The sequence below is a fragment of the Azoarcus sp. Soil_N_20 genome, from assembly GCF_057656155.1.
Genome location: NZ_JBDGKX010000010.1, coordinates 17,641 through 42,723 on the forward strand (window position 1 = coordinate 17,641; position 25,083 = coordinate 42,723).

The following is a 25,083-nucleotide window of genomic DNA, read 5'->3' on the forward strand; positions in this document are numbered from 1 at the left end:
GCCACCAGCTATTTTCCCGGCTTCCCGTGTAACGGCGCGGGTCGGCGAGCTCCATGGAGCGGGGATTCGCCCTGAGTTGGTGCGCCGCACGGCGAAAATGCTGCAATGCGGTGCATCTGTGGCGCCGGTGTCGGCGACTTCCCGCGGAGGATGGTCGGGGAGGGGGTGATTCGGCCGTGGCCCGCTTCTTGCTGAGGAGTGGCAGGATCAGAACGCCAACGTCCGGTGTCTGGTTCGGCCAACGGCGGCCAATGTGTTTGATGCATTGTGCGCCGACTCCTGTGCGCACCTTCAGGAACGATCATGGCTGATACCCGACTCTCCGCTGCACCCTCCACGTCCTCGCACACCACCCGATCCACCTGTCCCTATTGTGGCGTGGGTTGCGGCGTGCTGATCGAGCACGACGGCACCACGATCACGGGTGTGCGTGGCGATCCCGATCATCCGGCCAACGCCGGCAAGCTGTGCATCAAGGGCGCGACCCTGCACAGGACGGCCGATCCGGCCCTGAACGGCGCGCGCGCCCAGTTCCCCGAACTGCGCCGTGACCGCCAGTCCGCCCGCGAACGTGTGGACTGGGATGTCGCCCTGGATACCGCGGTCGAGCGCTTCGCCCGCATCATCGAAACCCACGGCCCCGACGCCGTCGCCTTCTACTTTGCCGGCCAGGTCCTCACCGAGGACTACTACGTCTTCAACAAGCTGGCCAAGGGGCTGATCGGCACCAACAACTTCGACACCAATTCGCGGCTGTGCATGTCGTCGGCGGTGGTGGGCTACAAGCTCAATTTCGGCATGGATTCGGTGCCGTGCAGCTACGAAGACATCGACCACGCCGACTGCCTGTTCGTCACCGGCGCCAACCCGGCCTTCGCCCACCCCATCCTGTTCCGCCGCATCGAGGCCGCGCGCGAGAAGAACCCGGCGCAGAAGCTGATCGTGGTCGATCCGCGGCGCACCGATACAAGCGACCTGGCGGATCTGCACCTGCCCATCCTGCCCGGAACGGACGTCGCGCTGTGCAACGGCATGCTCCACCTGGCGCTGTGGGAAGGGTGGGTCAAGGACGACTACATCTCTCGCCATACCGAAGGCTTCGACGCGCTGCGCAAGGTCGTGCGCCAATACACCCCGGAACGGGTGGCCGGGCTGTGCGGTATCAGCACCGGGGACCTGGAGCGGGCCACCGAGTGGTTCGCGACCTCGTCCGCCACCCTGTCGCTGTATTGCCAGGGCCTCAACCAATCGACGCAGGGGGCGCACAAGAACTCGGCGCTGATCAACCTGCACCTGGCCACCGCGCAACTGGGACGGCCCGGCGCCGGGCCGCTGTCGCTGACCGGGCAGCCCAACGCCATGGGCGGGCGCGAGGTGGGCGGGCTCTCCAATCTGCTGTCGGCCCACCGCGACCTCGCCAATCCCGAGGATCGGGCCGAGGTCGCGCGCCTGTGGGGCGTGGCGGAGGTGCCGTCGCGGCCCGGCAAGTCGGCGATGGAGCTGTTCAAGGCGCTGGCGGACGGCGAGATCAAGGCGGTGTGGATCGGCTGCACCAATCCGGCCCAGTCGCTGCCCGACCTCAATCTGGTGGACGCGGCGCTGAAGAACGCCGAGTTCGTCGTGCTCCAGGAGGCCTATCGCCATACCGAGACCGCCGCCTATGCCGACCTGCTGCTGCCGGCCACCACCTGGGGCGAAAAGGATGGCACGGTCACCAATTCGGAGCGCCGCATTTCGCGCGTCCGGGCGGCGATCCCGCCGCTGGGCGAGGCGAAGCACGACTGGCGCATCGGGGTCGAGTTCGGCCGCCGCCTGGGGCAGCGCCTGGGCAATCCCGCCACCGAGCGCCTGTTCGCCTACGACAGTGTGGAAGCGGTCTGGAACGAGCACCGCGAGACCACGCGCGGCCGGGACCTGGACATCACCGGCCTGTCTTACGCGATGCTGGAGCAGGCGCCCCGGCAATGGCCTTTCCCCGAAGGCGCAAGCGCGGGCCAGGTGCGGCTCTACGCCGACGGAAAGTTCCCGACCCCCTCCGGTCGCGCCCGCTTCGTGGCGACCGAGTGGCAGGACACCGCGGAGAAGATCAGCGCGCGCTACCCCCTGCACCTGCTCACCGGGCGCCTGCGCGATCAGTGGCACGGCATGAGCCGCACCGGCACCGTGGCCCGGCTCTACAGCCACGAAGGCGAGCCGCTGCTGCACATGCACCCTGACGATCTGGCGCGACGTGGGGCGAAGAACGGCGACTGGCTGCAGGTGCGCAGTCCGCGCGGGCAGATCGTGCTCAAGGCGCTGGCGACCGAAACGGTGCGTCCCGGGCAGGTCTTCCTGCCGATGCACTGGGGCGGCAATGCGATGGGCGGGTTCGGGGTCAATACCCTCACCACCGGGGCCTTCGATCCGCTGTCGAAGCAGCCGGAGCTCAAGCATGCGGTGGTCCAGGTCGAAACCCTGGCGGCCAGCGCCGAACTGGTCTGCATGCGCCGCGCCGAGGATGGTGGGCAGGCGCTGCTCCAGGCGCTGCGTCCTTTCCTCCGGCGGCTGAGCGCCGCGAGCCTCACCCTGGCCGGGCGCGACGATGCGGTGGTGATCTTCCGCGCCCGCCTGCCCGAGCCCGATGCGGCGCTGCTCGACGCGCTCGACCAGGCCCTCGGGCTGGTGGCGCACGAGCCGCAGGTGCTGGCGTTCAGCGATCAGCAGACTGGTGTATCCAAGCGTGCGCGTGTCGACGGCACCGCGCTGACCGGACTCCGCCTGTTCGGCGAGACGCGGGCGGCGGACTGGCTGCAGGGCTTGCTCGAATCGGGCAGCGACATCACCCCGTTCCGGCGCTTCCTGTTCGCGCCGCTGAACACGCCGCCGGTCGGCCAGTTGCAGACCGGGAAGGTGGTCTGCAACTGCTACAACGTCAGCGAGTCGGCCATCCGGGCGGCCTTTGCCGGCGGCGAATCGAGGGCTGCGCTGCAGCAGCGCACGCAGTGCGGCACCGGCTGCGGCTCCTGTCTGCCGGAGATCCGGCGGATCGAGTCCAGCGCCATGGTGGCGCCGGGAAGTACAATCGGGGCATGACACCGAACACAGCGAACACCCCGAACGAGGCCGACGACACCCGCGCGGCCGACCCGTCCACCGCGATCTTCGAGCCGCGACTGTGGAGCAACAAGGGCTGGACCGCCCGCGTCATCAAGAACATCGACGATGAAGGCTGGGCGGTCGAGATGATCAAGGACGGCGAGCCCGAACCCGCGCTGGTCGGCCCATGGACCATGGGGCGCGACAAGAAGAACCCCAAGCCGCTCGACGCGTCCGCGTTCAACACCCTGATCAAGACCGCCTCCGAAGTCCTGCGCCGCCACGAGCAGCAACTGCATGCGCTGCTCCACAAGAAGCTCACGGTGAGCGCGGCGGCGGGGCCGATCGAGGTCACCCTCGACATCGTGCCCGACGAGTTCGATCCCTATGCGGTCCTGCGCGCCCACGACGATGCCGGCGAGCAACTGGCGCAGGTGCGGGTGGATGCCGGCTTCAAGCTGACCACCCGCAGCGCGGGCGCCTGGATCGACAACGACTTTCGCACCCCCGGCTAGGCGACCCGACCCCCGCGGCATTCGGCCACAGGCATCCAACAGGGTAGAATCGCGCCCACATTTCCGCACTATCAGGCGCGCTGGAGCGTATCGACATGAATTTTCCGACACCGCTGAATCAACTTCCGCAAACGAACATCTTTCGCAAGGGCGACGTGTTCGTTCTGTTCGGCGAACTTTTTGGCCGCGGCTACGCGAACGGGCTGGTCAATGAAGCGCGCAAGGCGGGCATGGAGATCGTCGGCATCACCGTCGGCCGGCGCGACGAGCACAACGCGCTGCGCCCCCTGAACGACGAGGAGCTGGCGGCGGCAGAGGCCAATCTCGGCGGACGGATCATCAACGTGCCCCTGATGGCCGGCTTCGACCTCGACGCCCCGGCGGGCGAGCCCACGCCGACCGAAATGCTGGGCGCGATGACGCTCAAGAGCTGGATGGACGACAAGCTCGACTGGGCGCATATCGACAAATGCCGCGAGGTCGGCGTCAGGCGTTTCAAGGACTCGGTGGCCGAGGTCATGACCCGTCTCGAGGGCATGATCGCCGACGGCAGCAACGTCTTCTTCGCCCACACGATGGCCGGCGGCATTCCCAAGGCCAAGGTGTTCCTGGCGATCGCCAACCGCATCTACAAGGGGCGCGGCGACCGCTTCATGTCGTCGCAGGTGCTGCTCGACAGCGATCTGGGCAAGCTGATCCTGCAGAACTTCGACGAGGTGTCGGCCAACAGCTTCCAGCACCTGATCGAAGGCAGCGCGGCGATCCGCGCGCGGATCGAAAAGTCCGGTGGCCAGGTGCGCTATTCGGCCTACGGCTATCACGGCACCGAGATTCTCATCGATGGCCGCTACCAGTGGCAGACCTATACCAACTATACCCAGGGCTACGCCAAGATGCGGCTGGAAAGCATCGCCAGGGCGGCCTGGGCCGATGGCATCAAGGCGACCGTCTACAACTGCCCGGAGATCCGCACCAACTCGTCCGACATCTTCGTCGGCGTCGAACTGCCGCTGATCTCCCTGCTCGACGCCTTGAAGAAGGAAAACGGCGGCGCGTGGGCCGAGGCGCAGTGGCAGGCCTGCCGCGAGCTGCTGCAGGACGGCATCTCGCTGGAAGCGGTGCTGCGCAAGGTCGCCGACTTCCACGCCAGCGAGGTGATGCAGGGTTTCCGCGATTTCGCGGCGTGGCCGATGCCCAACAGCGCGGCACTGGCAGACCTGATGATCGGGACCTCGGACGACATCGTCCAGATGCACAAGGACCGCAAGGCGCTGATCACCGATCTGCTCAGCACGCTGGTGCTGGAGGCGACCGGACCCTTGATGTTCCACGAGTCGTCCGCCCCCGGCGGGCCGGTGCTGTGGCTCAACCACGACATTATTGCCCGCCAACTGAATCGGATCCACGGCTGACCCGAGTGCCGCACTCCTGCCGCCGCGCCGATGCGGCGCCGCGGGTCGGGCGCAATGACCATCCGTGCGTGCGCAGCGTCGTCGATGCCGGATTCGGGGCGTTCCCGCGCGTCCGGCGCGATCCGGGCGGCTACGCCACCTGCTTCGGTTGCATGTGGGTCGGCAGGCTGCGGGGGCTGAAAAAGTGCAGCCTGTTCCCGCCGCCCGATTTGGCCGCGTACATCGCCAGGTCGGCGTGCTTCAGCAGGGTCTCGGCGTGCTCGCCGTCGTCCGGGAAGATGCTTGCCCCGATACTGGCGCGCACCGGAAGGCCCCGGCTTTCGGCGCCTTCGGCCTGGGCGAGGGCCTGCAGGATCTTCTCCGACACCACTTCGATGTCTTCGCGGCAGTGGATGTCGTGCAGGATGAGGACGAACTCGTCGCCCCCCAGGCGCGCAACCGTGTCCTCGTTGCGCACGGATGCACTCAGGCTCGCCGCCGCGGCACGAAGCACGGCATCGCCGGCGTCATGGCCATGGGTGTCGTTGATCTCCTTGAAACGGTCGAGGTCGACGAACACCAGGGCAAAGCGCTCGCCTCGGCGGGGGGCTTGGGATAGCGCCTGGCGGAGACGGTCGCGGAACAATGTCCGGTTGGGGAGCTGGGTGAGCGGGTCGTGGTAGGCCTCGTGCTGCAGCCGCGACAGCGCGGTTCTGATCGGCTCGCTCAGGCTGCGGCTGGTGGCGACAAAGTGCGTGGTGATGCCGGTGCTGTCGACGAACGGGCGGATGTGCTTGCTTTCGTGGAAGATCGTGCCGTTCTTGCGGCGGTTGATGAACACCGCCTGAACCTCCTCGCCGGCGTGCATCGCGCTCCAGATCCGGTTGTAGAAGACGGCATCGTGCAGCCCCGACTTGATCAGGCTGGCCGGCTGGCCGATGGCCTCCAGACGGCCGTAGCCGGTGGTGCGCTCGAAAGCCGGGTTCACGAACTGAATGATGCCCGCGGTGTCGGTGATCATGATGGCCTCGTTGCGCGACATCGACGCCACCATCAGCCGGTCGAGCGCGCCGTCCGGTTCGGCCGGCATGCTTGCCACGTGCAGGCCGAGCAGAATCAGATCGTTGCGATCTATTCTCACTTTTCGCAGGGCAACCTTCACCGGGATGCTCGTGCCGGTGGGTGAACAGCCGACGATGTCCAGTCCGCCGGCCTGCCGTCCGCAGAATTCGGCAAAGGCCAGGTTATAGCCGGGGGTGCGCTTCCGTATGGGCAGCCCGGGCAGCAAGGTGCCGACTTCTCGGCCGTCGAGGTCTTTGTGGCTGCACCCGAACAGGCGCGCCATCGCCGGATTGCTGAACCGGACAATGCCTTGTTTGTTGAGTACGGCGAGTGCCGGTTCGGCGTGGGCCGCGTTCCGGTCGAGCCGCGAGGGTTGCGAAAACGACGGATTCTCCAGCGCCAGAGCGCACAGCACGTCGGACTCAAATGGCATCGGGTGCTCCTCGACCGGTTGCGAGTTCGTCTATCGTCCGGTTTAGCGTCCATAACCGGCTTTTCTCATGCGACTTTATCGCCCGTCGCCAAGGCGCGGAATACACCCGAAGCACTAATTTCACTACATAAATACTTGTAGTTGCCGGATGGCCGATCCGCAAGGTCGATCAGGGTGCGGTCAGGCCGTTGCGAATGGCATACTTGGTCAATTCGGCGATGCTGTGCAGTTCGAGTTTGCGCATGATGTTGCGCCGATGGACCTCGACCGTGCTGGTGGCAATATTCAGATGGTTGCCGATTTCGGGGGAGGTGTGGCCCTCGGCGAGCAGCTGCAACACCTCGCGTTCGCGGCGCCCGAGCCGTTCCGCGGAGGAGACCTTGCCGTCGTGCTTGCGCCGCACGCTGTCGACCAGCACCGCCGACGAGTCGGGGCACAGATAGGTTCTGCCATTGGCGACGGTGCGGATCGCACGCAGGAGTTCGTCACGACCGGCCGATTTCACTACGTAGCCGAGGGCGCCGGCGTCGAGCATCTGCAGCACGATGCGGCGATCGGAGTAGGTCGACAGCGCAATCACCCGGGTCTGGGGCTGTTCGGCCACCAGGGTGCGGGCCGCTTCGATGCCACCCATGACCGGCATGCCGATGTCCATCAGCACGATATCGGGCCGCAGTTCACGGGCCAGTTCCAGCCCCTTCAATCCGTCACTCGCCTCGCCGACCAGGGCGATGTCGTGCTCGCGTTCAAGGACGGTCTTCAGCGCTTCCCGCAGTATCTTGTGATCGTCTACCAGCAATATCCGTATCGTCACGTTCTCCCCCTGCTTTAAGTGCCCGGTCGTGTTTTGCCGGGAATCTGATGGTTATTGTCGTTCCGCCGCCGGGCGTGGTGGCCACGATCATCTCGCCGCCGATGAACTCGATGCGTTCGCGGACGCTGATCAGGCCGAAACCGGATTCGCCGGCCGGGCTCGAGACCACATTCTCGTAATCGAAGCCGCGACCGTGGTCGGTGACGGTGACGGCGACGCGATTGGCGTCTTCATGGCGGCACTCGATATCGGCAAGACTGATGTCGGCATGCTTGGCGACGTTGATCAGCAACTCGCGGACCGCCCGGAAGATGGTGGTGCGCACCGGCTCTTCAAGCATAGGAAGGTTGTGGTCGCCGTCAATGCGTACCGCCAGGCCATACAGGCGGTCCATCTCCTCGCTCAACCACTCGAGCGCCGGCACCAGACCAAGCGTATCCAGTACCGGCGGGCTGAGATGCAGCATCAGCGAGCGCACCGAGCGATTGCCCTGGTCGATCAGGGTTTCGATCTCTTGCAGTGCCCCCTTAAGTGCGCCGCGTCGCTCGGTGCCCTCCATCGAGGTGATCTTGATCTTGACGATGGCCAGGAGCTGACCGAGATCGTCGTGCAGGTCGCGCGCCAGCATGCGCCGCTCGCGGTCCTCGCTCAACGCCAGTTCGGCCATCAGGGTTCTGAGCTGCGCGGTCCGCTCGCGTACGCGCGCCTCCAGCGACGCCGCCATTGTCCGCAGCGCGCTTGCGGCCTGCTCGGACGCCTGCTTGCCTTCGGTAATGTCGCTATAGGTGATCACCACGCCATCGACGCGACCGGTTTCGGTTCGGTAGGGCACGATGCGACGCAGATACCATCGATGGGCCTGGGACTTGAACTCGCACTGTTTCGAACTGAGCGTGTGCAGGACTTCGGCGGCATCCTCGACCAGATCGTTGCCGAGACCGACGGTGGAAAAGTCGGTGATCGGGCGACCGATGTCGCCGGCGATGATGCTGCCGATGGTCTTCATGCTAGGCGAAAACCATTTGATGCAGAGCGCGTGGTCGAGGCAGATGGTGGTGATCTCGCTGCTGGCGAGCAGGTTGCGAATGTCGGAGTTGCTCGCCTCGAGTTCGGCGACCTTGGACTGAAGCTGCTGGTTGACGGTGGTCAGCTCTTTGTTGAGCGACTGCAGTTCTTCTTTCGAGCTCTCCAGTTCTTCGTTGATCGACTGCAGTTCTTCGTTGATCGACACGACCTCCTCGTGTGACATCCTGAGTTCCTCGTTGGCGGTCCCGAGGTTCTCGATGGTGTTGTGCAGATCATCCCTGGTCGCGCTCAGTTCCTCTTCGAGCTGTCTCACCAGACGGCTTTCATCTTCTTTCCGGGTGGCGCTTCCGCGCTGTGGCTGATCCTGGAACACGACAAGGAAGAGGCGGCCGCCTTCATCGAGCTGAGCCTTGACCGGAACGACATGAAGGCGAACGGGCTGGAAGCCCCCGTCGCGCCGCACGCGCGCATCCTCGACCACGACCGGGACATCGGTAGACAGCGCGCGTCTGAGCGCGCCCCCGAGGCGTGAGCGCAGACCGTTACGGGTTTGCGCGAGCAGATCGTGGGTGGGGGTTCCGCGCGGCATCTGCAGATAGTTTTCGGTCGGCCCGAAAAAGTACAGGACTTCGAAGCGCGCGTTGACCAGTACCGATGCCGGCGAGAACTGCGCGAGGACGAGCTGTTGGGTCAAGCATGCCAGCTGCGCCGGGCGCGGCGGTCCCGCGAGGGCCGCGGGCGAGCAGCCCGATTCGGGCCGTACCGGCGACCTGCCGCCGTTGTGGACGGGCAACAGGAGATCTGCCGGCTTGTAGCCGCCGAGGTGCCGGTAGATGCGCCACTTCTTGGATAGCGGGGCAAAAATGTCGGTGTACTTGCTGACCGTTTCGGCGCAGTCCAGAAAGAGGAAGCCGCCCGGAAGCAGGGCGAAATGAAACAGCGAACACAGCTTCTGCTGAATGTCGCTTTCCAGATAGATCAGCAGATTGCGGCAGCAGATGAGGTCCACCCGCGAAAAGGGCGGGTCGGTCATCACGTTGTGCTCGCCGAAAATGACGCAGTCGCGCACGGCCTTGTCGATCTGGAAATGGTGGTCGTTGGCGTCTTCGACAAAATAGGTGCGCAGGTAGTCCGCCGGCACCTGCTTGGCGATTCCGGACGGGTAGCCTCCGATCCGCCCCAGTTGCAGCGCCGCTTCGTTGGCGTCGGTGGCGAACACCGTCAGCGGGCAGCGTTTTTCGGTTCGGCGCAGTTCCTCGAGAATCAGGATCACCACCGTATAGGCTTCCTCACCGGTCGAGCACGCGGGCACCCAGACCCGGATCGCCTCCCCGGTCTGTTTGCCCTTGACCAGCGGTTCGATGACCAATGCCCTGAGTTGCGGCCAGGCGTCGGGGTCGCGAAAGAACTCGGTGACCCCGATCAGCAGATCCTTGAACAGGGCATCGACCTCCTGCGGCTCGGCGTCGAGCACGGCCCGGTAGTCGGACACCAGTTTGAGCGAGCGTAGCCCCATGCGGCGACGGATGCGGCGCACGAGGGTGTTGTGCTTGTAGCCGGCAAAGCTGTAGCCGCGCCGGTTGTCGAGCAGGCTCAGGATTTCGTCCAGGTCCGGGCGCCCTTCGTCCTCGGTCGCCGGGGAGGCGGGCCGTACCACGTAATCGTGTTGCGTATAGCGCAGCAGCACCGCCGGCATGGCACCAACCGGCAGCACGCTGCTGACCAGGCCGGTGGCGACCGCACTGCGCGGCATGCCGTCGAACTGGGCGGTCTCGGGCGCCTGCGCCAGCACGATGCCGCCGTTGGCCTCCACACGCCTGAGGCCGAGCGAGCCGTCGGTGCCGCTGCCGGAAAGGATGATGGCGATCGCACGTTCGTGCCCGTCATCGCCGAGCGAGGCGAAAAAGTGGTCGATCGGTAGCCGGGGGCCCTCCTTGTTGGTTGGCGGCTCGAGATGCAGGCGACCGTCACGAAGCGAAGGGTAGGTGTTGGCAGGGATGGTGTAGATGTGGCCGGGGGCAAGTGTGACCCCATCGGTAGCGGCCACCGTGGGCATCGTCGTGTGTTTGCCGATGATCTCGGCGGCAAGGCTCTTCCGGGTGGGATAGAGGTGCTGTACGACCACGAAGGCGATATCGTCGGTCGCCGGCATGGCCTCGAAGAATTCGCAGATCGCCTCCAGGCCGCCGGCCGAGGCCCCGATCCCCGCAATGCAAAAGCTGTCGTCGGGGGCCACCGCGGACGCCGGCATGCCGCTCGGACCGCGCGCCGGAGATTGCGGCGCATCGTGGGTCGAGCGGGCGGCAGGAGAAGGAGTGTTGTTGGTCAAGCCGGTATTCCCCTGAAGGCGATCCGTGCGCGCGTTTGATCCGGCACGCCTGATGGCCGGTCGATTCAGCATATGGAAAAAAAGTAACAAACTGACCGACGATAAACAGTACCCGAAAATCGGTACTCGGCGTCCGGGTGCAGTATGCCCCGGCGGTGATCGGGACGCTTGATCCGGACCGCCCCGGTAGCGCCGAAAATGCCGCGTCGGCATAGCGACTGACAAGTCGGCGCCTGGCCGAAGACGCGGCTGTGCCGGTCACGGCTCGTGCCCGGCGACTACCGTTTCCCGGGTAGGCCGGACTAGATCATCCCGGTATTTTTCGGCTGTCGGTCGCATCGTATCGTTGGTCGTACAGAGCGAACCGCAAACCGCGCGGACGTGGGTGGCCGGATCTTTCCACGCGCGCGGGGTCGAGCTGCCGCCCTGACGAAAAACGGGAGACGAGCGGATGGAATCCGGGGAGACGACGGGATGAGTTCCGGCTATCGCTGGTTTCTGGTGGTGGAGAACGCATTGCCGCTCCTGCATAACGCCCAGCGCTTGAAGGCCGGGTTCGCAGCGCCGGCCACGATGCACTCCATCCCGTGTTGGGAACCCGCAGTGGATCTGTACGAGCACGCGGGTGAGTTGCGTCTGCTCGTGGCCCTGCCCGGGGTGACGGACGACGAGGTCGAGGTGGTGGTCGAAGCCGGGGCGGTGCTGGTTCGCGGCAAGCGTTCCTTGCCTCCGGTGTTGCAGCGCGCCGCCATCCACCGGCTGGAAATTCCGTACGGGCGGTTCGAGCGCCGGGTATTGCTCCCCCCCGGTAATTTCAGTTTGCGGGGCCAGTGTTTCGAGGGGGGGTGCCTGGTGCTCCTCTTTCAACAAAGCTGACGGACGGACATGCCATGACGCTCGTGCGCGCCGGAGCCGACGATATCGCCAGCGAGGTCACGCCTCGGGAACCCGAACGGGCGCTCGAGCTTCCCGACGACGCCATGCCCATCGTCGCGATGCGCGATGCGGTGCTGTTTCCGGGGATGGTGCAACCGCTCACCATCGGCCGCGCGCAGTCGGTGCTGGCGGCGCAGCAGGCGGTGCGGGCGGAGCGCCCGGTGGGCATCTTGCTGCAGCGCACGCCGGAGGTCGAGACCCCGGGGCCGTCCGACCTGCGCGAGGTGGGTACCGTGGCCAACATCCTGCGCTATGTGACCCTGCCCGACGGTACCCACGTCATCGTCTGTCAGGGGGTCCAGCGCTTCGCCCCGGTCGAGTATCTGAACGAGTACCCGTTCACCGTGGCGCGGGTCAGGCTCATCGAGGAGCCTGCCGCGGGCGGTCACGAGGTCGAGGCGCGCAACATCCAGCTCAAGGCGCGCGCCCTGGAAACCTTCCAGTTGCTGCCGCAAGCCTCGGAGGAACTGGGCAACGCCGTCCGCAACCTCGACGCCCCGGGGGCCTTGGCCGATTTTGTCGCCGGCGTGCTGGATATCGACGCCAAGCAGCGTCAGGCGGTGCTCGAAGCGGTGGACCTGATCGAGCGTCTCGATATCGTGCTCGGTATCCTGGTCAAGCAACTCGAAGTGTTGCAGCTGTCGCGCAAGATCGAGGAGCGGACCAAGGCCAGCATCGACGAGCATCACCGCGAGTTTCTGCTGCGCGAGCAACTGAAGTCGATCCGTCACGAACTCGGCGAGGACGACGGCCAGGGTTCCGCCGAGCTCGCCGATCTGCGCAAGGCCATCGACGACGCGCAGATGCCCGAGGAAGTGGCGCGACAGGCCGAGAAGGAGCTCAAGCGGCTGGAACACATGCCCGACGGTTCCACCGAGTATTCGATGGTGCGGGCCTATATCGACTGGCTGATCGAGGTGCCATGGAAGGACCCGGAGCCGGACCGGATCGACATTGCCGAGGCGCGCCGCATCCTCGATGCCGACCATTTCGGCCTCGACAAGGTGAAGAAGCGGATCATCGAGTTCCTGGCGGTGCGCAAGCTCAACCCGGAAGGCCATGGGCCGATCCTGTGCTTCGTGGGTCCGCCGGGGGTCGGCAAGACCTCGCTCGGGCAGTCCATCGCCCGCGCGCTGGGACGCAAGTTCGTGCGCGCCTCGCTCGGTGGCGTGCACGACGAGGCCGAAATCCGCGGCCATCGACGCACCTATGTCGGCGCCTTGCCGGGCAACATCATCCAGTCGATCCGCAAGGCCGGGTCGCGCGGCTGCGTGATGATGCTCGACGAAATCGACAAGCTCGGCAGCGGGATCCACGGCGACCCTTCGTCGGCCCTGCTCGAGGTGCTCGACCCGGAGCAGAACGACAGTTTTCGCGACAATTACCTGGCCTTGCCCTACGACCTGTCGCGGATGCTCTTCATCACCACCGCCAACGTGCTCGACAACATTCCGGGCCCGCTGCGCGACCGCATGGAAGTCATCCAGCTGCCCGGCTACACGCAGGAGGAGAAGCGCGAGATCGCACGGCGCTATCTCGTGGCACGCCAGATCGCCCACAACGGCCTCAAGGAGGGTCAGTTCGAGATCTCCGATGCGGCCCTGACCGCGATCATCCGCGACTACACGCGCGAGGCGGGGGTACGGTCGCTCGAGCGCCAGATCGGCGCCGTCTGTCGCCGCGCCGCGGTGACCATCGCCGAGGGCAGCGCGACCCGGGTGGCGGTCGACGAGGCCGATCTGGCGGCCATCCTCGGACCGGCGCAGTTCGACAACGAGCTCGCGCTGCGCACCGGCATTCCCGGCGTGGCGACCGGGTTGGCGTGGACCCCGGTCGGCGGCGACATCCTGTTCATCGAAGCGAGCCGTACCGTGGGCACCGGCAAGCTGATCCTGACCGGACAGCTCGGCGACGTGATGAAGGAGTCGGCCCAGGCCGCGCTGACCCTGATCAAGACCCGCGCGGCGAGTCTCGGCATCGACGCCGGACGGATCGACGGCTTCGATGTCCATGTCCATGTGCCGGCGGGTGCGATTCCGAAGGATGGCCCGAGCGCGGGCGTCGCCATGTTCATTGCGCTGGCCTCCCTGTTCGCCGATCGCGCGGTGCGCACCGATACCGCGATGACGGGCGAGATCAGTCTGCGCGGGCTGGTGTTGCCGGTCGGCGGGATCAAGGAGAAGGTGCTCGCCGCGATGCGTGCAGGCATCCATCGCGTGCTGCTGCCGCAACGCAATCAGCGTGATCTCGTGGACGTGCCGCAAGAGGCAAAGGACAAGCTCGAATTCGTGTTCCTGGACACCGTGGACGATGCCGTCGGTCATGCGATCGGGGATTAGCGTTCCCGCGCGCGCCGGTGCGCCTGCCTGTTCTGCTCCCGGGCGAGCGCAGCAATCCGAACGACGAGGCGATGCGCCGCGGGCGCGGTGTGCGTGTCGTGCGCGCGGCATTGCGTTTGAAGATGGTCTGCACTACGTTTATACGGGCAACGAGAAGCGGCTGCCGGCCGCGGTGCGGCATTCCGGTCGCCATACGGTGCTTTGTGCCGGAGCGGCCCCACGGCCGTGGCATCTCCCTGTCCCCATGGAAAACCCCGTTTGATGCCACCACCCGATACCGAAGGAAGCATGGCCCTGCCGATCGGCCTGGCGCCGAGTGCGCGCCGGGGCTCCGCAGCGCGTCATCAAGTGGGTGTCGATCGGCTCGCAGCGCAACGGGCGTTGATCGAGGCGCTGATGGACCCGGCGGCGTACCCGCATCCGGTGTCCGAGGTTCGCCTGTTCGAAACGCATATCTCCTATGTGCTGCTGACCGGGCGTTTTGCATACAAGATCAAGAAGGCGGTCGACCTCGGCTTTCTCGATTTCACCACCCTCGATCGGCGCCGCCTGTTCTGCGAGGAAGAGGTCCGCCTGAACCGCCGACTGGCCCCCGAGATGTATCTGGGCGTGGTGGCGATCGGCGGTTCGGCAGCGGCCGTGCATATCGGCGATACGACGCCAGCGGTCGAATACGCGGTAAAGATGACCGAATTCGCGCAGACCGCATTGCTCGACCACCGTCTCGCGCGCGGGCAGCTGTTACCCGCGGACATCGACACCCTGGCGGACCGCGTGGCGGTGTTTCACGAGCACGCGGGCGTCAGCGGTGCGGCCGACGAATACGGAACGCCGGCCGCGGCGTGGCGGCCGGTAAACGAGAACTTCATCCAGTTGCGGACTGTGTTGGCCGATGTCGATGATCGTCCGTCGACGCTGGCCTTGCTCGACGAGCTCGAGTGCTGGAGTCACGACGAATATGCCCGGCTGAAGAGCGTGCTCGCCGCGCGCAAGCGGACCGGCTTCGTGCGCGAATGTCATGGCGACCTGCATCTGGCCAACATCGCCTGGTTCGATGGCGGGCCGCAGATCTTCGACGGCATCGAGTTCGATCCGAACCTGCGCTGGATCGACGTGATGAACGAAGTCGCCTTCGTGGTCATGGATCTCGACGAGCGCGGGCGGGCCGACTATGCGCACCGCTTTCTCGACCGCTACCTGCAAGCCAGCGGCGATTATGCCGGGCTCGAGGTGTTGCCGTTCTACCGCGTGTATCGCGCGCTGGTGCGGGCCAAGGTGGCGTGTATCCGCGCCGTTCAGGAGGGGCCGGCGGCGCGCCAGGCGCTGCTCGGGACCTGCTTGCGGTATCTCGCGTGTGCGCGTCGGGCCAGCCTGCCGCAGCGGCGTTTTGTCGTGCTCATGCACGGTTTGTCCGGATCGGGCAAGACTTCGGTCGCCCAGGCCGTGCTCGAACACACCGGCGCGGTGCGCCTGCGCTCGGACGTCGAACGCAAGCGCCTGTCCGGACTGCCGGCGCTGGCGCGCAGCGCGGCGGCGGCGGAGTGCGGGATCTACACCGACGATGCCACGCAAGCCACCTATCGGCACCTGGTCGAGCTGGTCCGGGTGGTACTGGAGGCGGGGTTTCCGGTAGTGGTGGACGCGGCCAGCCTGAAGTGGCGGCAGCGCGAGCTGTTCCGGTGCGAGGCGCAGGCGCTGGCGGTGCCTTTTCGGTTGCTGAGCTGTTGCGCCGCCGAGTCGGTCCTGCACGAGCGACTGGCGGCCCGCGCACGCCACGGTCGCGATGCGTCCGATGCCGATGCCTCCATCCTCGCGCATCAGCAGACCGACAACGAACCGTTGACGCCGTCGGAGGCGGCAACGGCGTGGTTTGTCGATGAAAGGCAGGGCGCGCTGGAGCGCGTGCTGCGCGAGATCGGGAAGGATCAGGGGGCGGGGCGCGAGCGCGCGGGCGAGACTTTCGAAGATCGCGTCGGCGCCGCATCCCGGCGCCGGACGTGACGATGGGGACCGAAGTCCCCACCGGCTGTCTTGGGTTACAAGGCTTCAGCGGCCCCGGCAATCAGCTTATGCAGCGATTGCGAAACGCTCATCGTTGGCGTTTAAGGATTTGCGCGGATTACGTCCGTCGCCTCTCGGGTTGCCTGCTCACCTTTGTCTGCCCTGTCGAAGCCGTGACACCCCCACCTAAACACACATCCCGATGCGCTTAGGTGGAGGTGAGGGGAGTCGAACCCCTGTCCAGAACACCGCCAGATTGCCGGAATTACAACCATGCGCCAATGATGGGGGCGCCGGCCGCGTATTGCAAGTGCACTCCGCGCTATCGCCGTCCGCCGACGCCGAAAAGGGCGAGGATATCCTCGAATGCGCGCACGCTGCCATGCGGATCGTAACGCTCGAAAACCTTCTGTTGCACTGCCCTGCACGCCGGGGGCAGGGCGTCCAGGATGGCCTGGCGTTCGTGCACGATGTCCTGGCACATGCGTTCGGTGACGAACACGAAGGCGATCGGCACAAACACGCCGTCGGTCTGGAGCAGATGGAACTGCGGGTTAGCCGGCAGGATGCTCTCGTTAGTGTGGCTCTTCATGGCGCCTTGTGGTCGGAAATGTCTCGTCTGCCTTTGTACCCCGGCAAGATGACGTCCGTATTGACTCAGGTCAGCTGTCGGCAGATAGGCAGTTTTTTTTGTGGTGGGCCGTCGTCAGTCCCGGTCGATTCCGCTCGGGACGCGCGCGATGCATCTACGGTGAGGCCTTCCCCGAACGCACCAGCCCGACCTTCTGCAACGCGGTGTAGATCCCGGAAGCCATCTGCCGATAGCCCTCGGCGTTGGGGTGAATCTGGTCGGCGCGCAGATCCGGCTGGCCGAGGATGTCGGAAAACAGGTCGCTGACCAGCGGAACCCCTTCTTCCGCGGCCAGTTCCTCGTAGATGGCAGCGTCGCCCGGCCTTCCGGCGACCATGCCGAACAGCGACAGTTCGGGCACCGCAACGAGGACGGCTTGCGCACCGGACTGCCTGACCGTGCCTATGATGCTGCGAATGTCCTCCTTCACGGCCTGCTGCGACCGCCGGCGGAGAAAGTCGTTGCCGCCGATTTCAATGATGACCAGGCGGGGGCGGTGCTCTTCGAGCAGCGCCCGGATTCTTCCCTTGCCGGCTTCGGCGGTGTCACCGGGGATGCCTGCATTGGTGATGTTCCAACCCGTCTTGTCGGCAAGCAAGGTGGGCCAGTCTTCGTCGCTCGACGCGCCGGTGCCGTAGGTGACGCTGTCACCGAATGCGAGGACGGCTTCGGCAGGCGGAATGGCGGCCAGTTTCGCCTCCTTGCCGCAAGCGCCCAGCAACACCGACAGGACCAGGAGGTGGATAAAGGCCCGCCGGTTCATGAGTGCTGCTCCGGCCCCGCATCCAGCAAGCGTTCGCACTCGGTCATCAGCGTCCGGGCGGTTTCCGATTCGTACTTCGGATCGAGCGCCTCCATCATCTCGTGGGCGATGTACAGCCCCGCCTCGCGCGACACCGAGCCCTCCACCTGGCGTGCGAGGGTGGCGCCCAGCGCCGACAGCGTGCGCCGCTCCGGCAGCGGGATGCGCCGCTCGGAGCGCGCGAGCCATTCCGCTGCCAGCGTAGCCCCCTGCGCCTCGGTGAGCCACTGGCCGTGCTCGTAGAACACGGACAGGCGTTCGGCGGCTAGTGCGAAGATCAGCGCCACACGGATGCCGCGTTCGCTGGCGGTGGAGGGAATCGGGGTGTGCAGCATTGGGGGACGGAAGGAAACGCCGCGCGATGTGTCGGCAAGGTCTGCAGTGTAGCGATTCAGTGCGCCTGCAGGCGATCCAGGCGCAGCCGCTGACGCTCGTCGAACAGGCGCCTGGCACCGAGACCGACCGCCACCATGGTACCGAAGCCGGTACCGCCGGCAATCAGGAACATCACCAGGATCTGGTATTTCACCGCCTCCACCGGCGCCGTGCCGGCGAGGATCTGGCCGGTCATCATGCCCGGCAGGCTGACGATGCCGGCGGCGGCCATCGAGTTGATGATCGGAATCAGGCCGATCCGGATCGCCTCCCGCCGGCTGTCCGCGATCGCTTCGTTCCAGTCCTGGCCGAGTGCCAGCCGGCTCTCGATGGCCACGCGCTGGTGCACGGCGTCCTGCGTCAGGCGGTCCAGCCCGAGCGCAATGCCGCTCATGGTGTTGCCGAGCACCATGCCCAGCAGTGGAATCGCGTATTGCGGCGCGTACCACGGCGTGTTGCCGATCACCAGCACCAGTGCCAGCACGGTCACCGTGAACGACGACACGAACATCGACAGGGTGCCGACGCCGAACCCCCACCAGCCGGCGAGGCGACGCTTCTGCCGCGCCATCACCTCGCGCCCGGCCAGCCCGACCATCGCCGCGGCGATCAGCGCGACCCACAGCAGGCGGGTGTTGTCGAACAGCACCTTGAGCACCAGGCCGATCAGCAACAGCTGAACGGTGGTGCGCGCGGCGGCAAACAGCAACTGCTTTTCGACCCCGAGGCGCATGCGCCACGACAGCGCGGCGAGCCCCACGATCAGGATTGCGGCAATGGCGAGGTCGAGCGCCGTGAGTTCGATCACGTTCATGCCGTCGAGCGCTCCACCAGCCTGCCCTGGTCGAGCATGAAGCTGCGGCGTGCGATCCGGGCAATCTGCGCCGCGTCGTGGCTGACCCATAGCAGCGCCGCCCGCTGGCGGGCGCAATACTCGGCCAGCAGGTCCTCGACCCGTCGGCTGCTGTCGGCATCCAGGTTGCCGGTCGGCTCGTCGAGCAGCAGGGCGGCCGGCTTCAGCGCCAGCGTGCGCAGCAGGGCCAGGCGCTGGCGCTCGCCGGTGGAGCAGCGCGCCACCTCCCACTCCATGGCAGCAGCCGGCAGGCCGAGCCGTTCGAGCCAGGCCGGGTCGACCTGGGTGCTGAAATGGTTGCCGATACGTTCCGCCCACCACTGGCTTTCCGCCATCACCAGCGCCACTTGGCGGCGCCAGGCCGGGGCCGCGAGCGAGGCGCATGCGGTGGCGTCGAGGAAGACCTCGCCCCGGTGCGGATCGAGATCGGCGATGGCACGCAACAGCAAGGACTTGCCGCTACCGGACGGCCCGTGCAGGCAGACGCATTCTCCGGCATCGATCGACAGCGAGACCGGGCCGACGTGGCGGGTGACGAGCTGGTGGATGCGGAGAGCGGGCACAGGGTGGCGGCGGTGCTTCGAGGGAGCGAGGAGGGGATTGTAGTTGGTGTGGGGTTCGGCCCGACGCGGATGTTCGAGAATCATCAAGTGCTTTGACAGTCAATCAAACGACCGTTAGAGTGTGGCTATGAACCGGAATGTCACCAAATCCTATCTCTACGAACACGTCGCCCGCATCGGCAAGGCGCTCTCCAGCCCGAAGCGTCTCGAGCTCATCGAACTCCTGGCGCAGGGCGAGAAGTCCGTCGACCTGCTCGCGCGCCAGGCCGACATCGATATGCGGTTGGCGAGTGCACACCTGAAGGCGCTGCGCGAGGCGCGCCTGGTCGAGACCCGGCGCGAGGGCAAATTCATCCACTATCGGCTGAGCGGGCAGGACGTCGCTCAACTGTGGGTGAGTCTGCGCGAGGCTGCCGAGGAGCATCTGGTCGAGCTGAGGGTGGCGCTGGAACAGATGGCGGCGCAACCCGATGCGCTCTCCTCCGAGAGCCGTGCGTCTCTGCTCGAGAAGGCGCACCGTGGCGAGATCGTCGTCATCGACGTGCGACCCGGCAGCGAGTTCGATGCAGGGCACCTGCCTCACGCCCGCTCGATGCCTTTGGACGAACTGGAGCAGCGTCTTGCCGACCTGCCGGCCGACAAGAAAATCGTCGCCTACTGCCGTGGGCCGTTCTGTCTGATGTCCGACGAAGCGGTCCGGCTCCTGAGGCAGCGGGGCTTTACCGCACACAAGATTACCGACGGTGTCAGCGAGTGGCTTGCCAGCGGACTGCCCATCGAAACCCAGACCAATGACTAGCGCGAGGCGACAAACCATGACCAGATTTCTTGCCATCCTTGTTGGCAGTACGTTCGCGCTGTCGGTCCTGGCCGCCGAAGTGTCGATGGCGGTTCCCGGCTCGCAAGACGGCGCCGGGCACAAGGTGCTGACCTTCATCGCCAAGGATCCACCCGGACAGCGATGCAATGGCAATCTGCAAGTCGCCGCCGAAGTTGCAAACACCTACCGCGTTCCGATCCAGCTCCTGCCCTCCTCGCTGGCACCGGGACTGCCCGCTCCGGCGGTGTTCTACGGTACCCAGCTCATCGTGGCCGACGGCAAGGACCACAACGGTGCGGCAAGCTATCAACTCGTTGCCGACGTACTCGACATGGAAGGCGTGGCCAAACAGGCAAAGTCGGGTTTGCTGTTCAACGATACCGTGCGTCGTGACTTCGACGCGCTGAAGGCGACGATCAAGTCCGGCGGCAAATAGGTTTTCGCCTTCGGTCAGCGAGGAACACCATGAATACGCTGTTCATCCTCAACGATGCCCCTTACGGCACTGAACGTAGCTACAACGGATTGCGCCTGGCGCGCGCCTTGTCCAGGATGGCCGGGGAAACCATACGGGTGTTCCTGATGGCGGATGCGGTCGCTTGCGCCAGGCGTGGGCAGAAGGTGCCCGAGGGTTATTACAACGCCGGCGATATGGTTCGCATGGTCGGCGGCGAGGTGGGCATTTGCGGTACCTGCATGGACGCGCGCGGCATGCAGGATGAGGACCTGGTCGATGGTGCTCGCCGCAGCACCCTCAAGGAGCTCGCGGAATGGACCGCCGTGGCCGACAAGGTCCTGGTGTTCTGATGCGGGTCCGACGACGACGGCAACGGCAGGCGACCGCCGCAACCAGGCGGAGCCGGCCGGATGCCGGCTGCTACCGCTGCGGCCCTATTGCGCGGTCCACCCGCCGTCGACCGTGACCAGTGCGCCGTGCACGAAGGAGGCTTTGTCCGAGGCCAGCCACAGGATCACGTCGGCGACTTCCTCCACCGTGCCGAGGCGGCCGATCGGGTGCAGCGGCAACAGGCTCTGCTCGAGTTCGGGCAGGTTGGGGTGGTTCTCCAGCAGCGGGGTGCGGATCACCCCGGGGCAGATGGCGTTGATGCGGATGTTCTTCGCCCCGTATTCCACCGCGCAGGTTTTGGTCAGGCCGGCCACCGCGTGTTTGCTGGCGTTGTAGGGCGAGGAGCCGGGCAGCACGGTCAGGCTCAGCGCCGAGGCGGTGTTGATGACCACGCCGCCGCCCTGCTGCAGCATCTGGGCGATGGCGTACTTCATGCACAGCCACACGCCCTTCACATTCACCGCCATCACCCGGTCGAAATCGGCTTCCGACGTGTCGACGATCGGCGCCATCTCGTTGTCCACGCCGGCATTGTTGAGGATGACGTCGAGCCGGCCCCAGGCCTCGACCACATGGCGGACCAGGGCCTCGACCTCGGCGGCCCGGGTGACGTCGACCCGGAACACGCGGGCGACGCCACCGGCGGCCTCGATCAGGCTGACGGTTTCGTCGGCCCCGGCCGTGGTGATGTCGGCCACGGCAACGCGCGCGCCTTCCGCGGCGAAGGCGAGGGCGGCGGCACGGCCAATGCCGGAACCGGCGCCGGTGATCAATACGACCTTGGTGCTGAACTGTTTTTCCATGGGATGCCTCGGGCTTGGGGTGTGGCGTGGGGGTAGGGGTCAGTCCGGTGAGCGCCGGGTTCGATCGTCGTGGCGCACTCAGAACAGGCGAATCAGGCCGAGCGCGCAGGCGATCGCCACCGCATGGGTGCGGGTGCTGGCGTTGAGCTTGCGCAGCGCGTTGTTGAGATGAAAATGCACGGTCTCGCGCGAGCGGCCGAGGATTTGCGCGATGTCTTCCTCGGTCTTGCCGCGTGCGGCCCAGTTCAGGCATTCGAGTTCGCGCGGCGACAGCGTGTCGGCGGCGGCGCGGGCGTGCTGGCGACGCCCGGCGTTTTCCAGCGCGTCGGCGTGGGCGATGAAGGCGTGCGAGATCAGGCAGGTCTCGCGGTAGGTGTCGCGGTAGCGCCGGCGCAGCGCCACCGGGTCGTGGCCGAACCAGGACACGTAGCCGGTTCTGCCGCCGGGGCGATGCACCGGCACGGTCACCGCGCCGTCGGCGCAGTCGCGGTAGGCGCACAGGGTGCTGCGCTGCGCTTCCGACAGCGGTTCGCCGCGCCAGGCTTCGCCATCCGGGTCGCTCTCCCACACGAAGGCATCCATGCTGCGCGCGCAGCGCCGGATGACCGGGCAGCTCAGCGCCAGGCGCTGATCCACCCAGTGGCTGAGGTAATCCGCCGGCCAGCCCATTCGCACCGCGACGAACTCGCCGCTGGCGGTGCGCGGCAGGCGAACCTGCTCAAGATCGGTGTGAAAGGCGGCGCGCTCCCAGCCGAGGGCGGCGGCGTACTCGGCCAGCAGGGTGCCGGCTCCGACGAGGTCGGTGTGGGCAGCAAGACGGTCGCGGAAGCGAATGTCGTGGGCGGTGGCCATGGCGGGTTCCTCTGGGGGCTGCCGGTGGAGCGTCCGCAGGGGCGCTCCGGTCTCCATGTCCGGTGACGAGCGATGAGTCGTCCCGGTGCTTGTCTTTGTGTACAACGTGTGTTGTAAACTAGATCAAGCCCGCTCCAGGAGTCAAGCCGCAATGCCCGCCGCCGTGGATCACCAAAGTCGCCGCCAACAGATCGTCCGCCTCGCCACCGACCTCATCGACGAGCTCGGGCTGGAGGCGGTGACGATGCGCCAGATCGCCGCCGCGGCAGGATTCAGCACCACCATCGTCACTCACTATTTCGCCGCCAAGCGCGACCTGCTGCTTCACATTTATCGCGCCGCGGCACGCCGCACCGAAATTCGCATCGACACGGTGCTTGATCGGGACGCCGGCGACCTGCAGGGGACGATCGAAGCCATCCTGCCGCTGGACGCGGTACGCTTGCGCGACTGGAAGGTCTATTTCACCTTCTGGGACAGCGCGCTGCGCGATCCGGCGTTCTCCGCCGAACAGCGCGAGCAGCTGGACAGCGCCGGGGCCATCCTGCAGCGGGTCATCGCCACCCGGCAGCGGAGCGGGCGCGCCCGCCGCGGACTCGATCCCGCGGCGGCGGTGCGCCGACTGCTGGTCATCATCCAGGGGCTGGCGGTGCAGGCGGCCTTCGATCCGGGGCGATGGACGGCGCAGGCCCAGCGCGATTTCGTGGCCGCCGAACTGGCGGCCCTGGGCTGCTGAGCATCACCCAAACACAAGGAGACGACACATGAGCACCCCCGCAGGCCTGCCCTGGAGTGACAACTACCTGCTCGGCCATGCACGGATGGACGACACCCACCGCGAGTTCGTCGCCATTGTGGATGCGCTGCTGACCTGCTCGGACGCCGATTTCGCCGCCCGCCTGCGCGCCTTCATCGTCCATGCCGAAGCGCACTTCACCGAGGAGCGGGCGATGATGGAGTCCACCGATTTTCCCGCGACCGCCTGCCACGTCGACGACCATGAGGCGGTGTTCAACTCGGCGCTCGAGGTCGAGCCGCTGGTGCTGGCCGGCAACATCGGGATCGGGCGGATGTTCGCCGCCGAACTCGCGCGCTGGTTTCCCCCCCATGCCGACTATCTCGATTCCGCGCTCGCGCACTGGGTGGTCAAACGCAGCACCGGCGGCAAACCGGTGGTCCTGCGGCGCAAAGTCTCGACCGAATCCTGAGTTCGCCGGACGCAGCGTCGGCACGCAACTGCTGCAGGTTTCCCGAACGCGCTTCCCTACCTGATCCGGTGGTTGTTGCGCGTCCGGGAAAAACGGATACTCCTGTCCATAAAAAACAGGATTGTCTGGATAAGGAGCGAGACGATGGATGACGTGAATGTGTACAAGGCCCTGGTCAAGCGCATGATCGCGATGGTCGATGCCAAGACCACCGACAGTGCGCCCGAGGCCTGGCGCCAGCCGACCTCGGTGTATACCGACCCCGAACTGCTCGCACTCGAGAAGGAAACCATCTTCCGCGACGAGCCCCAGTTCATCTGCTTCAGCAAGGATCTGCCCGACAAGGGCAGCTACTACACCTTCGACGAGCTCGGCGTGCCGGTGCTGCTGACCCGCGACAACGACGGCAAGGTCAATGCCTTCCTCAACGCCTGCACCCACCGTGCGGCGCGCCTGAAGGAAGGCTGCGGCAAGAGCGCGTCCCTGTCCTGTCCCTACCATGCCTGGGGCTTCGACCTGAAGGGCACGCTGCGCGCGGTGTACGAGGAAAAGACCTTCGGCAACATCGAGAAGTCGCTGTACAACCTGGTCAAACTGCCGGTGGAGGAGAAGTACGGCATGATCTTCGCCGGCATGCACCAGGACGTGAAGTTCTCGATCGACGAGATCCTCGGCGACATGGCGCCGGTATTCGAGATGTGGGATCTCGGCAACATGCGCTACGTCGCGACCCACGAGTGGAAGATCAAGACCAACTGGAAGCTGGCGCTCGACACCTTCTGCGAGGGCTACCACTTCCTCGCCCTGCACAAGCAGACCCTGGGCGGCATCTCGATCGGCAACACCGCCGCCTTCGACACCTTCGGCCCGCACGGGCGCAACCACCGGCTGGCCTTCCCCAACGAAAGCATGATGCGGCTCAAGGACATCCCCGAGTCCGAATGGGGGCTGGAGATCTTCAACGACTTCCAGCTGGTGCACTTCATCTACCCCAACATCTCGCTGCTGGTGTCGCCGGTGTCGGTGGAGTCCTTCACCCTCTATCCGGGCGAGAACCCGGGCGAACACCGCACGATCTATCGCAGCTATGTGCGCAGTGGCGGCGACAAGGGCTGGGACGGCAACGGCCCGAAGGAGCACTTCGATTTCATCTGCAAGGTGGTGGAAGAGGAGGACTACTGGGTCAGCGCCAACGTGATGAAGAACCTCAACACCCGGATGCTCGCCTTCAGCACCTTCGGGCGCAACGAGCCGGCGCTGCAGAACATGCACAAGGCCCTGCTGCGCGGTGTCGGCAGAACGCCGGTGGAGGCGCCGATGGCGAAGGCGGGGACCGCGCTGCCCTGCTGAACCCGGAAGTGCAGGCAGCGGGCAAGCCCGGCGGTTCGCAAGGACCCCCGGGCTTGTT

22 protein-coding genes and 1 other RNA gene are annotated in these 25,083 nt (G+C 66.0%); 12 read left to right on the forward strand and 11 right to left on the reverse strand.

The window, feature by feature from the left end; all coding sequences use genetic code 11:
- Window positions 1-303 precede the first annotated feature (303 nt).
- From AC3A35_RS18720 to AC3A35_RS18730, 3 genes are all read left to right on the forward strand, one after another.
- Window positions 304-3,072, forward strand: coding sequence for a nitrate reductase (locus tag AC3A35_RS18720; protein ID WP_487437730.1), 2,769 nt, complete (start codon window positions 304-306; stop codon window positions 3,070-3,072).
- A complete protein-coding gene (locus tag AC3A35_RS18725) occupies window positions 3,069-3,590 on the forward strand; it encodes a hypothetical protein (protein WP_487437731.1) in 522 nt (173 codons plus the stop codon). The genes AC3A35_RS18720 and AC3A35_RS18725 overlap by 4 nt, the downstream gene beginning before the upstream one ends.
- A gap of 95 nt (window positions 3,591-3,685) precedes the next feature.
- The gene (locus AC3A35_RS18730) at window positions 3,686-5,002 is read left to right on the forward strand and encodes an enoyl ACP reductase FabMG family protein (protein WP_487437732.1); all 1,317 of its coding nucleotides are present in this window, start codon (window positions 3,686-3,688) and stop codon (window positions 5,000-5,002) included.
- 130 nt (window positions 5,003-5,132) lie between these two features.
- Here AC3A35_RS18730 and AC3A35_RS18735 read toward each other — a convergent pair whose 3' ends face one another.
- From AC3A35_RS18735 to AC3A35_RS18745, 3 genes are all read right to left on the reverse strand, one after another.
- Window positions 5,133-6,476 (reverse strand): diguanylate cyclase domain-containing protein, encoded by a 1,344-nt coding sequence (locus AC3A35_RS18735; protein ID WP_487437733.1) that lies wholly within the window; start codon window positions 6,474-6,476, stop codon window positions 5,133-5,135.
- A 169-nt stretch (window positions 6,477-6,645) separates the two neighbouring features.
- Window positions 6,646-7,290, reverse strand: coding sequence for a response regulator (locus AC3A35_RS18740; RefSeq protein ID WP_487437734.1), 645 nt, complete (start codon window positions 7,288-7,290; stop codon window positions 6,646-6,648).
- The gene (locus tag AC3A35_RS18745; protein WP_487437735.1) at window positions 7,223-10,645 is read right to left on the reverse strand and encodes a chemotaxis protein CheB; all 3,423 of its coding nucleotides are present in this window, start codon (window positions 10,643-10,645) and stop codon (window positions 7,223-7,225) included. The genes AC3A35_RS18740 and AC3A35_RS18745 overlap by 68 nt, the downstream gene beginning before the upstream one ends.
- A gap of 474 nt (window positions 10,646-11,119) precedes the next feature.
- Here AC3A35_RS18745 and AC3A35_RS18750 point away from each other — a divergent pair, with 474 nt between their 5' ends.
- From AC3A35_RS18750 to AC3A35_RS18760, 3 genes are all read left to right on the forward strand, one after another.
- A complete protein-coding gene (locus AC3A35_RS18750; protein WP_487437737.1) occupies window positions 11,120-11,521 on the forward strand; it encodes an Hsp20/alpha crystallin family protein in 402 nt (133 codons plus the stop codon).
- Window positions 11,522-11,535: 14 nt separating this feature from the next.
- Window positions 11,536-13,920, forward strand: a complete 2,385-nt coding sequence (gene lon / locus AC3A35_RS18755) for an endopeptidase La (protein ID WP_487437738.1) — start codon at window positions 11,536-11,538, stop codon at window positions 13,918-13,920.
- A 288-nt stretch (window positions 13,921-14,208) separates the two neighbouring features.
- A complete protein-coding gene (locus tag AC3A35_RS18760; protein WP_487437739.1) occupies window positions 14,209-15,921 on the forward strand; it encodes a bifunctional aminoglycoside phosphotransferase/ATP-binding protein in 1,713 nt (570 codons plus the stop codon).
- Here AC3A35_RS18760 and ssrA read toward each other — a convergent pair.
- The 6 genes from ssrA to AC3A35_RS18790 all read right to left on the reverse strand — a co-directional run bounded on the left by ssrA (window position 15,919) and on the right by AC3A35_RS18790 (window position 19,145).
- Window positions 15,919-16,244: a transfer-messenger RNA gene (gene ssrA / locus AC3A35_RS18765) on the reverse strand. The two genes, AC3A35_RS18760 and ssrA, sit on opposite strands and share 3 nt — an antisense overlap.
- The gene (locus AC3A35_RS18770; RefSeq protein ID WP_487437740.1) at window positions 16,244-16,513 is read right to left on the reverse strand and encodes a hypothetical protein; all 270 of its coding nucleotides are present in this window, start codon (window positions 16,511-16,513) and stop codon (window positions 16,244-16,246) included. Before AC3A35_RS18770 ends, ssrA begins: the two co-directional genes overlap by 1 nt.
- 154 nt (window positions 16,514-16,667) lie before the next feature.
- On the reverse strand, window positions 16,668-17,315 hold the full coding sequence (locus tag AC3A35_RS18775) for an arylesterase (RefSeq protein ID WP_487437741.1): 648 nt from the start codon (window positions 17,313-17,315) through the stop codon (window positions 16,668-16,670).
- A complete protein-coding gene (locus tag AC3A35_RS18780) occupies window positions 17,312-17,689 on the reverse strand; it encodes a hypothetical protein (protein WP_487437743.1) in 378 nt (125 codons plus the stop codon). Before AC3A35_RS18780 ends, AC3A35_RS18775 begins: the two co-directional genes overlap by 4 nt.
- A gap of 56 nt (window positions 17,690-17,745) precedes the next feature.
- Window positions 17,746-18,543, reverse strand: a complete 798-nt coding sequence (locus AC3A35_RS18785) for an ABC transporter permease (RefSeq protein ID WP_487437744.1) — start codon at window positions 18,541-18,543, stop codon at window positions 17,746-17,748.
- Complete coding sequence (locus tag AC3A35_RS18790; protein WP_487437745.1) at window positions 18,540-19,145, reverse strand: ABC transporter ATP-binding protein; 606 nt, start codon at window positions 19,143-19,145, stop codon at window positions 18,540-18,542. The genes AC3A35_RS18785 and AC3A35_RS18790 overlap by 4 nt, the downstream gene beginning before the upstream one ends.
- 127 nt (window positions 19,146-19,272) lie before the next feature.
- On the opposite strand from AC3A35_RS18790, the gene AC3A35_RS18795 reads away from it, so the two are divergent.
- Genes AC3A35_RS18795 through AC3A35_RS18805 form a run of 3 tightly spaced genes read left to right on the forward strand, consistent with a single transcriptional unit; the run spans window position 19,273 to window position 20,772 of the window.
- Window positions 19,273-19,944, forward strand: coding sequence for an ArsR/SmtB family transcription factor (locus AC3A35_RS18795; RefSeq protein ID WP_487437746.1), 672 nt, complete (start codon window positions 19,273-19,275; stop codon window positions 19,942-19,944).
- Window positions 19,945-19,960: 16 nt separating this feature from the next.
- Window positions 19,961-20,401: a hypothetical protein gene (locus tag AC3A35_RS18800; RefSeq protein WP_487437747.1), complete on the forward strand. Its 441-nt coding sequence runs from the start codon at window positions 19,961-19,963 to the stop codon at window positions 20,399-20,401.
- Window positions 20,402-20,430: 29 nt separating this feature from the next.
- A complete protein-coding gene (locus AC3A35_RS18805; protein WP_487437748.1) occupies window positions 20,431-20,772 on the forward strand; it encodes a DsrE/DsrF/TusD sulfur relay family protein in 342 nt (113 codons plus the stop codon).
- An 84-nt stretch (window positions 20,773-20,856) separates the two neighbouring features.
- Here the strand turns inward: AC3A35_RS18805 and AC3A35_RS18810 are convergent, their stop codons facing one another.
- Both AC3A35_RS18810 and AC3A35_RS18815 read right to left on the reverse strand, forming a co-directional pair.
- Window positions 20,857-21,615, reverse strand: a complete 759-nt coding sequence (locus AC3A35_RS18810) for a glucose 1-dehydrogenase (protein WP_487437749.1) — start codon at window positions 21,613-21,615, stop codon at window positions 20,857-20,859.
- Between the two features lie 78 nt (window positions 21,616-21,693).
- Window positions 21,694-22,467: a helix-turn-helix transcriptional regulator gene (locus tag AC3A35_RS18815; RefSeq protein WP_487437750.1), complete on the reverse strand. Its 774-nt coding sequence runs from the start codon at window positions 22,465-22,467 to the stop codon at window positions 21,694-21,696.
- Between the two features lie 151 nt (window positions 22,468-22,618).
- On the opposite strand from AC3A35_RS18815, the gene AC3A35_RS18820 reads away from it, so the two are divergent.
- From AC3A35_RS18820 to AC3A35_RS18830, 3 genes are all read left to right on the forward strand, one after another.
- Window positions 22,619-23,203 carry a TetR/AcrR family transcriptional regulator gene (locus AC3A35_RS18820; RefSeq protein WP_487437752.1) on the forward strand — a complete coding sequence of 195 codons (585 nt, stop codon included), beginning with the start codon at window positions 22,619-22,621 and terminating at the stop codon, window positions 23,201-23,203.
- A gap of 28 nt (window positions 23,204-23,231) precedes the next feature.
- A complete protein-coding gene (locus AC3A35_RS18825) occupies window positions 23,232-23,675 on the forward strand; it encodes a bacteriohemerythrin (RefSeq protein WP_487437753.1) in 444 nt (147 codons plus the stop codon).
- 144 nt (window positions 23,676-23,819) lie between these two features.
- A complete protein-coding gene (locus AC3A35_RS18830) occupies window positions 23,820-25,025 on the forward strand; it encodes an aromatic ring-hydroxylating oxygenase subunit alpha (RefSeq protein ID WP_487437754.1) in 1,206 nt (401 codons plus the stop codon).
- Window positions 25,026-25,083 lie beyond the last annotated feature (58 nt).

What these genes read in the sequence shown, in the direction of transcription:
- AC3A35_RS18795 (WP_487437746.1), top strand. Translation starts at nt 19,273, where the DNA reads ATGAACCGGAATGTCACCAAATCCTATCTCTACGAACACGTCGCCCGC.
- lon (WP_487437738.1), top strand. Translation starts at nt 11,536, where the DNA reads ATGACGCTCGTGCGCGCCGGAGCCGACGATATCGCCAGCGAGGTCACG.
- AC3A35_RS18825 (WP_487437753.1), top strand. Translation starts at nt 23,232, where the DNA reads ATGAGCACCCCCGCAGGCCTGCCCTGGAGTGACAACTACCTGCTCGGC.
- AC3A35_RS18830 (WP_487437754.1), top strand. Translation starts at nt 23,820, where the DNA reads ATGGATGACGTGAATGTGTACAAGGCCCTGGTCAAGCGCATGATCGCG.
- AC3A35_RS18735 (WP_487437733.1), bottom strand. Translation starts at nt 6,476, where the DNA reads ATGCCATTTGAGTCCGACGTGCTGTGCGCTCTGGCGCTGGAGAATCCG.
- AC3A35_RS18800 (WP_487437747.1), top strand. Translation starts at nt 19,961, where the DNA reads ATGACCAGATTTCTTGCCATCCTTGTTGGCAGTACGTTCGCGCTGTCG.
- AC3A35_RS18760 (WP_487437739.1), top strand. Translation starts at nt 14,209, where the DNA reads ATGGCCCTGCCGATCGGCCTGGCGCCGAGTGCGCGCCGGGGCTCCGCA.
- AC3A35_RS18785 (WP_487437744.1), bottom strand. Translation starts at nt 18,543, where the DNA reads ATGAACGTGATCGAACTCACGGCGCTCGACCTCGCCATTGCCGCAATC.
- AC3A35_RS18805 (WP_487437748.1), top strand. Translation starts at nt 20,431, where the DNA reads ATGAATACGCTGTTCATCCTCAACGATGCCCCTTACGGCACTGAACGT.
- AC3A35_RS18730 (WP_487437732.1), top strand. Translation starts at nt 3,686, where the DNA reads ATGAATTTTCCGACACCGCTGAATCAACTTCCGCAAACGAACATCTTT.
- AC3A35_RS18820 (WP_487437752.1), top strand. Translation starts at nt 22,619, where the DNA reads ATGCCCGCCGCCGTGGATCACCAAAGTCGCCGCCAACAGATCGTCCGC.
- AC3A35_RS18775 (WP_487437741.1), bottom strand. Translation starts at nt 17,315, where the DNA reads ATGAACCGGCGGGCCTTTATCCACCTCCTGGTCCTGTCGGTGTTGCTG.
- AC3A35_RS18720 (WP_487437730.1), top strand. Translation starts at nt 304, where the DNA reads ATGGCTGATACCCGACTCTCCGCTGCACCCTCCACGTCCTCGCACACC.
- AC3A35_RS18725 (WP_487437731.1), top strand. Translation starts at nt 3,069, where the DNA reads ATGACACCGAACACAGCGAACACCCCGAACGAGGCCGACGACACCCGC.
- AC3A35_RS18750 (WP_487437737.1), top strand. Translation starts at nt 11,120, where the DNA reads ATGAGTTCCGGCTATCGCTGGTTTCTGGTGGTGGAGAACGCATTGCCG.
- AC3A35_RS18770 (WP_487437740.1), bottom strand. Translation starts at nt 16,513, where the DNA reads ATGAAGAGCCACACTAACGAGAGCATCCTGCCGGCTAACCCGCAGTTC.
- AC3A35_RS18810 (WP_487437749.1), bottom strand. Translation starts at nt 21,615, where the DNA reads ATGGAAAAACAGTTCAGCACCAAGGTCGTATTGATCACCGGCGCCGGT.
- AC3A35_RS18780 (WP_487437743.1), bottom strand. Translation starts at nt 17,689, where the DNA reads ATGCTGCACACCCCGATTCCCTCCACCGCCAGCGAACGCGGCATCCGT.
- AC3A35_RS18815 (WP_487437750.1), bottom strand. Translation starts at nt 22,467, where the DNA reads ATGGCCACCGCCCACGACATTCGCTTCCGCGACCGTCTTGCTGCCCAC.